The sequence below is a fragment of the Streptococcus cristatus genome (assembly GCF_019685515.1).
Taxonomy (GTDB): Bacteria; Bacillota; Bacilli; order Lactobacillales; family Streptococcaceae; genus Streptococcus.
In genome coordinates, this window is sequence record NZ_JABFFN010000001.1 from 906,508 (window position 1) to 917,877 (window position 11,370).

15 protein-coding genes are annotated in these 11,370 nt (G+C 32.1%); 14 read left to right on the top strand and 1 reads right to left on the bottom strand.

The features are described from left to right. Positions 1-69 precede the first annotated feature (69 nt). The 13 genes from FOA33_RS04405 to FOA33_RS04450 all read left to right on the top strand — a co-directional run bounded on the left by FOA33_RS04405 (position 70) and on the right by FOA33_RS04450 (position 9,022). Complete coding sequence (locus tag FOA33_RS04405; protein WP_221160770.1) at positions 70-237, top strand: MFS transporter; 168 nt, start codon at positions 70-72, stop codon at positions 235-237. An 82-nt stretch (positions 238-319) separates the two neighbouring features. Continuing rightward, positions 320-742 carry a hypothetical protein gene (locus FOA33_RS09200; protein ID WP_259664473.1) on the top strand — a complete coding sequence of 141 codons (423 nt, stop codon included), beginning with the start codon at positions 320-322 and terminating at the stop codon, positions 740-742. Further along, positions 735-1,496, top strand: a complete 762-nt coding sequence (locus FOA33_RS09205) for a hypothetical protein (protein ID WP_259664474.1) — start codon at positions 735-737, stop codon at positions 1,494-1,496. The genes FOA33_RS09200 and FOA33_RS09205 overlap by 8 nt, the downstream gene beginning before the upstream one ends. Further along, complete coding sequence (locus tag FOA33_RS09210; protein ID WP_259664475.1) at positions 1,465-2,043, top strand: hypothetical protein; 579 nt, start codon at positions 1,465-1,467, stop codon at positions 2,041-2,043. The genes FOA33_RS09205 and FOA33_RS09210 overlap by 32 nt, the downstream gene beginning before the upstream one ends. A gap of 152 nt (positions 2,044-2,195) precedes the next feature. Further along, the gene (locus FOA33_RS04415) at positions 2,196-2,540 is read left to right on the top strand and encodes a hypothetical protein (protein WP_001127479.1); all 345 of its coding nucleotides are present in this window, start codon (positions 2,196-2,198) and stop codon (positions 2,538-2,540) included. Between the two features lie 75 nt (positions 2,541-2,615). Beyond that, positions 2,616-3,899, top strand: a complete 1,284-nt coding sequence (locus FOA33_RS04420; protein ID WP_221160771.1) for a cellulose synthase — start codon at positions 2,616-2,618, stop codon at positions 3,897-3,899. Positions 3,900-4,170: 271 nt separating this feature from the next. Then, a complete protein-coding gene (locus FOA33_RS09390; protein ID WP_311043420.1) occupies positions 4,171-4,371 on the top strand; it encodes a GNAT family N-acetyltransferase in 201 nt (66 codons plus the stop codon). 112 nt (positions 4,372-4,483) lie between these two features. Then, positions 4,484-4,573, top strand: coding sequence for a hypothetical protein (locus tag FOA33_RS09395; RefSeq protein WP_259664504.1), 90 nt, complete (start codon positions 4,484-4,486; stop codon positions 4,571-4,573). 490 nt (positions 4,574-5,063) lie between these two features. After that, positions 5,064-5,867, top strand: a complete 804-nt coding sequence (locus tag FOA33_RS04430) for a hypothetical protein (protein ID WP_221160772.1) — start codon at positions 5,064-5,066, stop codon at positions 5,865-5,867. Positions 5,868-5,871: 4 nt separating this feature from the next. Beyond that, complete coding sequence (locus tag FOA33_RS04435) at positions 5,872-6,582, top strand: restriction endonuclease (RefSeq protein WP_084857417.1); 711 nt, start codon at positions 5,872-5,874, stop codon at positions 6,580-6,582. A gap of 329 nt (positions 6,583-6,911) precedes the next feature. After that, positions 6,912-7,484 carry a hypothetical protein gene (locus FOA33_RS04440; RefSeq protein WP_221160773.1) on the top strand — a complete coding sequence of 191 codons (573 nt, stop codon included), beginning with the start codon at positions 6,912-6,914 and terminating at the stop codon, positions 7,482-7,484. A gap of 232 nt (positions 7,485-7,716) precedes the next feature. Further along, positions 7,717-8,598 carry a diacylglycerol/lipid kinase family protein gene (locus FOA33_RS04445; RefSeq protein WP_221160774.1) on the top strand — a complete coding sequence of 294 codons (882 nt, stop codon included), beginning with the start codon at positions 7,717-7,719 and terminating at the stop codon, positions 8,596-8,598. A gap of 112 nt (positions 8,599-8,710) precedes the next feature. Continuing rightward, positions 8,711-9,022, top strand: coding sequence for a hypothetical protein (locus tag FOA33_RS04450; protein WP_221160775.1), 312 nt, complete (start codon positions 8,711-8,713; stop codon positions 9,020-9,022). Between the two features lie 52 nt (positions 9,023-9,074). On the opposite strand, the gene FOA33_RS04455 is transcribed toward FOA33_RS04450, so the two are convergent. Continuing rightward, positions 9,075-10,094, bottom strand: a complete 1,020-nt coding sequence (locus FOA33_RS04455) for a hypothetical protein (protein ID WP_221160776.1) — start codon at positions 10,092-10,094, stop codon at positions 9,075-9,077. Between the two features lie 251 nt (positions 10,095-10,345). Here FOA33_RS04455 and FOA33_RS04460 point away from each other — a divergent pair, with 251 nt between their 5' ends. Next, positions 10,346-11,362: a hypothetical protein gene (locus tag FOA33_RS04460; RefSeq protein WP_221160777.1), complete on the top strand. Its 1,017-nt coding sequence runs from the start codon at positions 10,346-10,348 to the stop codon at positions 11,360-11,362. Positions 11,363-11,370 lie beyond the last annotated feature (8 nt).

Below are 11,370 nucleotides of genomic sequence, written 5' to 3' on the forward strand. Positions count from 1 at the left end.
CATTGGATAGGGCAACAATATACCCACCTATATATTCTTGGCTTTAAAGCCTGAAAGGAGGTGTGTGCTATGAACTTAACTGTCTTAATTGACTGGAAGTTCGTTGTTGCCCTTGGCACAGCTGCGGTTGCAACCATTTTCGCATTGAATATGAATTCTTCAGCAGCTGAGCGTGTTTCAATCCATGTGATTGAAGCTACTAAGGAGTTTGCAGTTGCTACTAAAAGCAACTGTTAACTCCTATATACTTGGAGAAGCACATAATCTTAGGATTTGATGCTTTTTTTATTTTATAAAAATATTCAAGGTTAGAAAAATAATGAAAAAAATTGACTGTTCATATATCTATAAAGAAGAAATTGATAAAAATATAAATATGCTAAAGCATTTTATAGAATCGTGGGTGAAATCCCAGTCTATTCGGAATGAAGAACTTTTTCAATTTGCTGATGATGATTTCTATTTTTATCGTTTCGCAGTAGAAAGACAGGAAAAAGCTGCTAAAATATTACTAACTAACATCCTTTGGCGGATACTGAAGGAGTATAATATACCTGTAGAATATTCACATGATGCTCCATTTATTTTTATAATTAAAGAAAATCATGAACGAATAGGATATAGGTTAGCAGATTTCCTTGAAGATGAAGATATCAATAGTATTCTTAAATCTAATCATGTCGATAAAGCGATTATCATTAGAACTTCAAAAGGTAAGCAAACAAATAAATTAATTGATTGAGCTAGAGAATCAACAATATAAAGATACAAATGTAAATATAAGAGCATTATCTATTCATGAATTTTATTTAAAACAATTTGGTGAAGAAGAATATAAAGCGTTTATTGATTCTATTGATAATTACCTAAACATTACAAAGGAAATCACAGGTTATAAATCTGTTAGATTTCTTTCTAAAATGAATCTGGCTTCAATAAAAATTTTTGAACAGAAAAAGCTTAGAGATTGGGATTATTTGAATTACAGGTATCAGATTATTAATGTAAGTGATAAGAAGGTCCAGAACTATTTATATCTCACTCAAAAAAATATTATTTTTGAAAATCTGGATGATATGCATAAATCATATATTTTCAATAAATTATATGAAACAATGGTAAGTTCGAACGAATATGCTGCAAGTTTTATAACATCGGAATGGCTTTATGATTCGTTTAAGGGTAAAAAGAACTTTGATTACACCTCTGTCGTTAGTGGATACTTAAAGTCTATTGAACAGTTATTGTATAAGATTGTTATGCTCAATATTGACAACGATTGTAAAATAGCAATGAAACGAGATATGTTGAAAAAAGCTTTCAGACAGAATATCCCAGTTCTTGAGATGATAGATAACAAATTTAATAAAGTTCCCGGAAATAAGCAGGGAAACAATTATAGGTTCACAAACTATCCATATATCGAATTTACGGAACATCATAAAGAATTCATGGATAGTTCTATTGGAACTTTTGAATATTTTTTTAAGATGTAATAAGCATATTTTTTCAAATCCGGATAATGCAAAAATAGTTACTGACATGATTAGTTGTTTTAGAATTGAATGTCGAAACGGTTTCTTTCATACTCATAATTTAAATGATTGGGATTTGGTTGAAAAAATACGTAGAAATGCAATCTACCTTTATTTCGTTTTATTGGGATCATGTATTATTCCAGAAGAGAGGAAACATGAGTTAAATCTTATTCACCATGACCAATTTGATGAACTTTGTAAAAAGATCCGAGAATTCAATAGGTATAATCTATATTTTGTATTTGAATATGACGATGGCATAAAACAAAATCTAGTATATGATATTCATAATAACACTATTGAATTTAATGATGATGGTGTAGAACATTATGATGGTCTTTTATTCTATAAAGTAGACGAATTTGAAGATTCTCTTAAAAAGATTGATAAAGGTGAGTTAGAAGATAAAAAGCTTTATTTAACTAGAGATAATTTACCGAAAAAGATTTTTGGAATTCATAGAAAACATCGTAACTATGAATTTGAAGAGATTGTTTTTGATTAACAATAAATTTTAATTGAATAGATAATTAGCTTTCAGAGTATTGTGTGCCACATATTAATTTTATTATTAGGGAAAGCGACTAGATAGCAGCTCATCAAGATATTTTAAATTAGATAATATTGCATTTGCAATTATAACAAAGGAGTATAAACATGCCGAAATATACCGATGAAGATATTAGAAAATTAAATAAAATCACATTAAAAATTGCTGGTGATTATTTAGGTATAAGTTCACAGGCAGTTGCTATAGGTCTTAGAAATAATCTTCTTCCAATTGGTTTTGCTATTCACAACGAAGAAAGAGACAGACGTTTCACTGAGAGTTGGTCATATCATATTATCGCTGAAAGAATGATTTCTTATAACCACGGAAAACTATCAGAGATCCGTGTTGAGAATATTGAAACTAGTTTAGATAAAATTATAGAGGAATTTAACGGTTTAAAACAAGATTTACTTTTTATATTAAGCGAAAATGCAGAAGTGAAGAATTAGAAGTTTTTGAATTTGCGTTTTCGCTTGGTAAATATAAAAATGGTGATGTAAAGTATAAGGGTAAAGGTGTTTCGAATGAAGATGATAAAGACCTTTTCTAGAGAAGAACTCTATGAAGAAATCTGGGAGATAAGTGCGAAACAAGTTTCATTGAAATATGATTTAAGTTATTCTGACTTACTCAAGAAATGTAAAGAATTTGAAATCCCAATTCCAAAGGGTAGTTATTGGTATCGTAAGAATACTGGACAAGACTTAAGTGAACTTATTGTTCCATTACCACAAAATGACGTAAATGAAATTAATATTGATAGAAAAAGTCTAAAGAACAATAGAATAAAACCTACTAAACATAAAGAGGAGACTTCGGAAGATAAAAATAAAGATACTGTTAAACTTGATACAACTAGTATAAGAAGTTCATTATCATTTTTAGAGGACGATAAAATAGAGCTTATTATAGAAGCCGTTTCAAACTTAAACCAGTCTCCAAATAAGAGATTACATAAATCTGTAGCTAATCTAAGAGATAAAATCGCAGAGTGGAATAAGAGGGAAAAAGCTGCTTCCTATCCTTACTTTGATTCTAGACACAGATATAATGATTTAAAAGAACCTAAATTTGTAAAAAATATTTCACTAAATTCTCTTCCACGTTTCTATCGCTTTTCAGATACTCTAGTTACTGTAATTGAAAGAATCGGTGATAATGTAACTTCAAATTGGGATATTCAAATTGATAAGGATCTTGTTCGTTTTGAGGTTATAGAATCAACAGACAAAGTAAGTCATGAATTAACAAAAGAAGAAGCTAAAGAACTTGCAGAGTACAATGATAGTGTTAAGTTTAATAGATATGCTTATAAACCAAGAATAAAGAAGTATGACTATATACCAAATGGAAAATTTCGATTTAAGATAATAGATGGTAAATACATTAAAGATACTAAAGAATTCACACTTGAACAATCAATCCCAGAAATAATTGTTTTAATTTACCAAGAGTATTATAAAGTCAAGAACTTACGCCTTGAACGTGAAGAGAGAGAAAGACTATACGAAGAAGAACAAGAGCGAAAAAGAAAATTACAAAATAGAATCGAAGAAGAGAAGAAGCGGACAATGTCTCTTCTCAATATGCTAGAAGATTTTCAAACAGCAAATGATTTAAGATTGATGGCTGATAAACTAGAGATAGCAGGAAAACTTAGTAAAGAGGAAATTGATTGGATTAGATCCAAAGCTGACTGGATCGACCCTATAGTTTCTTCATCAGATGAATTACTAGGAAATAGAAATCATGAAAATTCTAGAGAACAAAAAGAACAATATCTAAGTGAGAAAAGGTACTATTGGTAACTTTGTATTTTTAGTTTATACAGAGCCTAGTGTTATTGGAGTAAATGATTAACTATATTAGTAATAAATAATTTTACACATTTATTTTAAATAGGGCGTTTGGTACAAGACAGTATATACTTTCGTTGTATAATTTGGAAGTTCGCTAGCACCACACATTGAAGTATAAACGTTGATAAAAAGAATCAAATCGTAAAAACCTTCATCTTGAGCAATTTTATAAACAGTTGGAATTTAAGGAGAAAAAATGATTTTATAGACGGAAAGGCTGATTCTTCGCCCATGGAAAGAAAAAGATGCCAATGATTTATTTCAATATGCCAGTCATCCAGAGGTTAGTCCGATTACAGGATGGCCGATACATACCAGTGTTGAAAATAGCAAAGAGATTATAAAAAGTGTGCTTTCAGCACCTGAGGCATATGCCGTAGTTTTAAAGAAACTATGCAGTAAGTGGGTAGTATTGGATTGAAGATTGGCCCTGCAAGTGGTATAGGGATTCCTGAAACTGAGGCGGAGATTGCTTACTGGTAGGGGTTCTGTATTGGGGCCAGGGGCTTACACCAGAAGCCGTTCGTGAGATGATGAGACATGGATTTGATGACTTAAACCTGGAGAAATTGTGGTGCAGTTATTTTGACGGCAATACGAAGTCGATGAGAGTTCAGGAATAATGTGGTTTCGTTATTATCATACAATAAAGAACGCGCCATGTGCATTGGAAGGAGTCCTTCGCACAGAGCGCATAACCTGTCTATCAAAGAAAGAGTGGATTCCATCTAAGTATAATCCCAGGTTGTCGAGGTATCACTTTTTAATGGTAACCTTATGTTATCGTTAAAAAGGATGTGGATATTTTCCTGATGACTGCGAATGTTTAATATGTTGCGTTGATGTGTTGGATTTCACTTACTAAGATTGAAAAAAATAGTCTTGAAACAATAGAAATGTTGTAATATTTGAAAAATCAATGGATTTTGAATAAATCTATAATTTTTCAAATATTCTAAAAATCTCATGTGAAGGTGCAGTCGTGATTAAGAGGAGAGAATTGATAAGAATAGTTTAATAACTGATTATACGATAACTGTCGGAGAAAAAACAATGTGGTAACAGATATTCTCTAAGATTTCCAGTTTATATTCAAGGAGGTTAGTAATAATAATGAATTTTTTCAAAAATATTTTTTGTAAAAAGAATCAAATGAAAGATAATAACGGAAACAATAAAAATAATGGAGTGGAGCTGATTGATTTAATATTCTCTCTATACGAGTATAGGATAAATAGAGAAAATTTAATCAATCCTAAACTTTTTAAAAATATTAGAGTTAAAGGGAAAAATATTGAACACAAAATAGATATATACATTGAATTTGTTCAGATGAATAATTTAGAAAGAACGGTTATAAAAATAATAGATAATAAAATTGTAAAAGCTGAAGATGTATGGCAGTTCGATAACCTCTTAAAAGATTTAGGTTATTTTCCTAAAGGAGTTTTATATTACAACGATAAAATAGATGAAGAAGCATTGAATATTGCTAATAATAAACATATTCAAACTATTTATTTTGATACTATGGAAGAAACGAGAATAAATGTTTTGCAATCTATCAGAGAAGTTTTACCTGATGAAAATGATATTGGTGATCCTTTTTGGACTTTGATGCAAATTGATGAACGAACAAAAAATAATACAGGGAATTATTTGATTCAAGAGAATGCTTTGCCACTTTTTACATCAAAAAAACTTGCCGAGGCATACTGTAAACAACAAAATGGGTACAATGTATTTGGTATTTCGCAACGTCATTTAGTATTTTTGATTTCTCTTGCAGAGAAGGGGATTTTGCCATATAAATTCGGTCTTGTTCGACCAAGTAAACAAAATTCTTCCACAATAGACTATAATGTAAAAATGTATATTGTAGATTATAATCTTATTAGAAAAGTATATGTGAGGTGAATAGATGAGAAAAGGTGATGATTTTGAAAAAGTAGTTGAAAATATTTGTTTATTACTTTCTAAGAAAGAGAGAATAAATGCAGAAATCCAAACGAAAGTTAAGATGGTGGGTGATGATGGTGCGACTCATGAAATAGACGTTCTTTATTCATTTGAGCACTTTGGTATATTTTATCAAGTTGGTATAGAATGTAAAAATTGGAAAAACTCAATCAATGTTAGTGAATTAAGAAATTTCGATTACAAACTGAAGCATATTGGTGGTATTAATGGTGTATTTATTTCTGCAGAAAGTGAATTTCAAAACGGTGCTTGTAAAGTATCAGAGTATAATGGAATTAAATTGATAAAATATGATGAGTTTGATACTTTTGCTATGTCTGAATATACTAGGTACTTAAAACCAGATTTCAATACAATAGGAGATCCTTTTTGGATGTTAATGAATACAGATGGTAAAACACCTATAGAAAAAAACAGCGTATTATCAAATAAGATCTTACTGTTTTCAAGTAAAAAATTGGCTGAAGATTATAAGTATAAAAATTTCGAGCAGGAATGTAATATTATTGTTGTTGGAGTTTCACAGGAACATTTAAAAGAAATAAAAAACATTAATGAGTATGATGAAATTCCAGTGTATTTGATAGATTTTACTCTAGAAATGGCTGAATTAAGTCAATGGGATATAGATTTATATATACGAGAGGATTAGAGGAAACTCAGTTAAAATTTTTGAAATGTATATAATTAATAAAGAATATTGATATTCTTCAAAATAAAACGCGAAATATGAATGGACAAGAGAATGTAAATAGAATCTTACTTTTAGAAAATGTTTAAGTGAGAGAATAGTTTTATAAAATAGCCTAATTGAGATTTGCAAAGACTGAGTGTACAGATTAGATGTAACATAAGTAAAATCAGTATTTTTACAAGAGCAACGATAAATTTAGAAATAGCCTTAAAATCTAATGTTGAGAGATTGGCTTATTGACGGTAGCATAAAAATGTTTAGTACAAAAAAGATCAGGAGAGTGATCAATGCTTATATTGGAATTGTATCAAAGTGATTATCAAAAGGATTTAGTCGTATTTGAGACTTTAGAAGAAGGACGAGAATTTGTAGCTGAAATCCCTGGATATACTTTAGAAAAAGAAGATGGGTTTGTAGTGGAGTATTTTAATCCAAAAAATCTACCGGATTATATGGAGATTGTCTTCAATGGAAATATTGTCCCTTTATCTAGATTCTCGTTTGAACCTGAAAAAAATGTGGACATTATTTGGAAAGAAATTTCGAATTTATCCGTTAAAAACGATAAAGTAATCGAAGGTGCTACAAAAGTCGATGCCTATGTCGTGAATAACGATGAAGTTAAAGACTATGTCGAAGCCAGAGAAGCAAGCTTCTGCAAGGCAAAAGCCTTCTTAGAAAGCAAAGGGTACGAAGTCGATAGAAGCTTTTTGGGAAGTGAAGACGGTGAAGCGATTCTCTACAGTAAACGCGGCACCGAAGATTGGCACTTCTTATGTCACTTAGACCCGCTGTTTGTAGAGATTGAAGATATAGAGGGATATGTGAAAGAAGCGATGGAAGAGTTTTTGTATAGTTAAACTTATGAATTCTTCACAAAAAACCAATCGAAAGGAAATATCGGTTGGTTTTTTAATGCTAATCTTGTAAACTTGCTAAATAAACTAGAATCAAGTACAATGAGTTTAGATAGATAGTTTTTAACTCAATATAAAACTATCTATCTAATACGACATCAAATAAGTGAATGAGAAACAAAAAGGTTTTTTAATTGATCTATATTGTTTTTAAAATCCTTAAGGAGAATTATAAATGAAAAAAATTATGTTAATTATTAATCCAACCTCTGGTGGCGAAAAAGCCTTGGATTATAAGGTAAAACTGGAGAATAAAGCTAGAGACTATTTTGAAGATGTGGAGATTAAAATTACGGAGAAAGCGCAAGACGCTACAAACTTTGCAGAAGAAGCTTCTCGTGAGCGATATGATGCTGTTCTTGTTTTTGGTGGAGATGGGACTGTCAATGAGGTAATATCTGGTATCGCGGAAAAAGACTACATTCCTAAACTTGCGATTATCCCAGGAGGAACTGGAAATCTCATTACGAAACTGTTAGAAATTAATCAAGATATTGATGGTGCCATTGACGAACTCGATTTTAATTCTACGAATAAGATTGATATCGGAAAATCAAATGGAAATTATTTTGGTTATATCTTTAGTATAGGCTCTTTGCCAGAAGCTATCCACAACGTTGGGATAGAAGATAAAACAAAGTTTGGTATGCTCGCCTATGCGATTAATACCATGAAGTCTGTGATTACAGATCAAGCATTTGACATTACAGTTGAGACTGATAATGGTAATTACATTGGCCCAGCCAGTCATGTTTTAGTTCTCCTCACAAATTATTTCGCTGACAAAAAAATCTTTGATGAAGACAAGGATGGTTATGCTAATATTTTGATTCTAAAAGATGCGTCAATTCTTACTAAATTGTCAGTTATCCCTGATTTATTAAAAGGGGATGTTGTCGTAAATGATAATATCGAGTATCTGAAAGCTCGACATATAAAAATCTCTTCAGATAGTGAATTGGAAACGGATGTTGATGGTGACAAATCCGATAATCTACCTGTAGAAATCAAGGTACTAGGTCAGCATATCGAAGTCTATTCTCAACCGAAAGAATAAGAATTTTTTAATAGAGGGAAACATACACGTGAGTATCTAGATAAACCATTTTCATGAATAGTTAGAATAGCTCTCATACAAAAACAAGTTGTTGAAGATAAGGAGTAGATATATGGAATTACAAGATTTTACCGAAAAAGAACAAGAAATGATTAAAAAGGGACTAACTTTCTCTAAGCTTAACGATAAGGAAACTGCCGATAAGATTATCGCCTTAATCCCTCAAGAATATATAAAACGTATACCTTTTTTCGTTAGAAAACATGCTATTACACGTACTGTCAAGAGAATCTCGCTTGAGTTCCCCAAATTATACGCAGTCGCTGAACAAGAAGGCCAACTTTCTGAAAAGGAAGCTCAAGAATTGCGCCAAATTCTGACAGATATTTTCCAAGAAAAAATGAACAAGCATAAGATTAAGTAGTTTTTAATCATTTACTTAATCTTATACTTGCTCGTATTGAAATGATACTATCTTATTCCCACATACTGTGTTGAGCTCTAACACCATAACTATCTATGGAACCACCTGAATTGAACTTGGCTTCAATCCTGTATCTTTTCCAGAGATCGTAATCTGCCGTTTGAATGGTTAGGATGTAGTTTGAGTCAGTCTCAGCGACATTGTAATCAGCAGGATTGACTTCAAAGATATCGATTAATTTTCTTGTTTGAAAATCTTGGAGCTTGAGATTTGCTAAACTGACATAATTGATAGAAATTCCCTGCAATTGATGGGCATCCTTAGGCGTTCTATAGTAGGTAATGACACAGTTTTTGAGTTGATCAGTATCTTTGCCAGTAGGAGTAAGGGTCATAAAACCATAGGACTGATCTTCACGCTTGATTTCGAGAAGCTGGCCGTAGTAGAAATGGTCGTTTTTTGGATTGGTGATAGGACTATTTGCACCTTTATCTTCGAAGATGAAACCTTGCTCTAAAAGCTCGGAAGCCTTGGTCTCTCCGATAATGACTGTGGTATTTTGAATGGTGACAGGAACAGGTTGAGCTGGAAGACCACTCATCATGATGCAAAACATAAAAATATAACTCGTTAAAAAGGCTGTCCCGATAAAAGCGTTGGTTGATGCATAGACATGACTGTTATGAAAGTTTTTTCTTATAGCCAGTACAACAAATTTGCCAATACTTTTTAAAACCATACTAACAAGTACGATAAAAAATTGTTTTTTCAAACATTCATAAACGGCTTGAGGAAAGCTATTGCCATGATAGTAGAAGACGGCCAATACGAATAGATTTACGATTAAATAGATTAGCAAGAACCAATGAATCTCTTTAAGGGCATTAGCATCAGTGATTTCTTCATAGTCAACGTGAATTCTTCCTTGAATTGCATGCCCAAGTTTATAAATCCATTTGGGAATTTCCTTGCCTTTATTTACTGCGATTACAAGTCTGATATAGAGATAAATGGTAAAGGATAAGGATAGAAAGAAAAGAGCATAAAAAATCAAAACAACAGTAGTGAACATGGCTATTTCCCCTTTTTTCACCAATGAATACAGAATAATTTATTAGCTCCATTATAGCACTTTCTTGGGAAACAGAGCTAGAAATATCAGCAATATTCTTAAAGATAAAAAGATGGGAATGATTGCCATTTATGCTATACCGATTGTACTGATAGAAGGTAGTCCTTTCTTAATAATCGTTTTATTAGTCGGGAATTTGCTTTTAATGAGAAAGAAAAGGTTTGAGAGAGAACATAAAGGAGTAGAGAGCCATGGGTAGAACAGTGATTATAGGTACTTTAATAGCTTTTGCAATCTTTAATCTGCTGCTAGGTCTGGGCTTCTATCTTTTTCTAAAAAAGAGGAAAGAGAATGGACAGTCATTGTACGAAACTCCTGTAAATCAACAAACTCGAACAGAAAAACTGGGTCTAGGCGAGATTTTGGTCTACCTATCCCTGATTGCAATCGCAGGGATCTTTGCTTTTCAGACCTTAAATAGAGGCGGTGTGGGGAATTCTATTTTAGCTAAAATGATCCTCCTCCCAGCTCTAATGGCCCTCTTCAATGCTCGAAAAAGGACTGGAAAGTCTTTACTCGCCCTCCTTATAACTTTGATGTTCTTTCTAGTAGGAGTCATGTTTAATCTCACGATTGGTTTGCCACCTCAAGCACCGATTTTACAAATTAATGAAAGTAAAATCATTTTAACTGAAACTAAATCCAGTGAGCTGATGGACGCTGGATTTGACATCTATGTAAGACAGGGCGATGGTGGTAGCGACTATGAAGACCTCCTGACAAGTAACAGTTTCCAAAAGTATCCTGGAGATAAAACAGTTACCATCGAAAAAGGCTTCAAGCTTGATAGCAATGCTGTTCCTTACTCTCCCTATCTCCTAGCAAAAGATGGCATAGTACTGGGCAGTATTTCCTTTTACGGTGCTGAGGACCATGATGTGGCTATAGAAGATTCTAAGATTATTCAGGTTCGATTTAACAAGGACAGTATTGAGGCAGCAAAAAAACATTCTATTACTTTCAAATTAAATGAACTTGACTTGACTACTAGGCTAGATGTTCCACTTGTTCAAGAAACTTTCAAGAAGCATCTATGGTCAATTCCACCATCAAATACAAGTGATGTCACTCAACTATGGTATGGATTAAAGTGGTCCAGCAACAGTGATTCACTATTTTGGAATGAGTACTATGGTCTCATCCGCCTAGATGAAAATTATATGATGACTGATTTTGAACTAGCTGTTCAAGTAGCACGAGATAAGTAGATAAGATT

What these genes read in the sequence shown, in the direction of transcription:
- FOA33_RS04405 (WP_221160770.1), top strand. Translation starts at nt 70, where the DNA reads ATGAACTTAACTGTCTTAATTGACTGGAAGTTCGTTGTTGCCCTTGGC.
- FOA33_RS09200 (WP_259664473.1), top strand. Translation starts at nt 320, where the DNA reads ATGAAAAAAATTGACTGTTCATATATCTATAAAGAAGAAATTGATAAA.
- FOA33_RS04415 (WP_001127479.1), top strand. Translation starts at nt 2,196, where the DNA reads ATGCCGAAATATACCGATGAAGATATTAGAAAATTAAATAAAATCACA.
- FOA33_RS04420 (WP_221160771.1), top strand. Translation starts at nt 2,616, where the DNA reads ATGAAGATGATAAAGACCTTTTCTAGAGAAGAACTCTATGAAGAAATC.
- FOA33_RS09395 (WP_259664504.1), top strand. Translation starts at nt 4,484, where the DNA reads ATGAGACATGGATTTGATGACTTAAACCTGGAGAAATTGTGGTGCAGT.
- FOA33_RS04430 (WP_221160772.1), top strand. Translation starts at nt 5,064, where the DNA reads ATGAATTTTTTCAAAAATATTTTTTGTAAAAAGAATCAAATGAAAGAT.
- FOA33_RS04435 (WP_084857417.1), top strand. Translation starts at nt 5,872, where the DNA reads ATGAGAAAAGGTGATGATTTTGAAAAAGTAGTTGAAAATATTTGTTTA.
- FOA33_RS04440 (WP_221160773.1), top strand. Translation starts at nt 6,912, where the DNA reads ATGCTTATATTGGAATTGTATCAAAGTGATTATCAAAAGGATTTAGTC.
- FOA33_RS04445 (WP_221160774.1), top strand. Translation starts at nt 7,717, where the DNA reads ATGAAAAAAATTATGTTAATTATTAATCCAACCTCTGGTGGCGAAAAA.
- FOA33_RS04450 (WP_221160775.1), top strand. Translation starts at nt 8,711, where the DNA reads ATGGAATTACAAGATTTTACCGAAAAAGAACAAGAAATGATTAAAAAG.
- FOA33_RS04455 (WP_221160776.1), bottom strand. Translation starts at nt 10,094, where the DNA reads ATGTTCACTACTGTTGTTTTGATTTTTTATGCTCTTTTCTTTCTATCC.
- FOA33_RS04460 (WP_221160777.1), top strand. Translation starts at nt 10,346, where the DNA reads ATGGGTAGAACAGTGATTATAGGTACTTTAATAGCTTTTGCAATCTTT.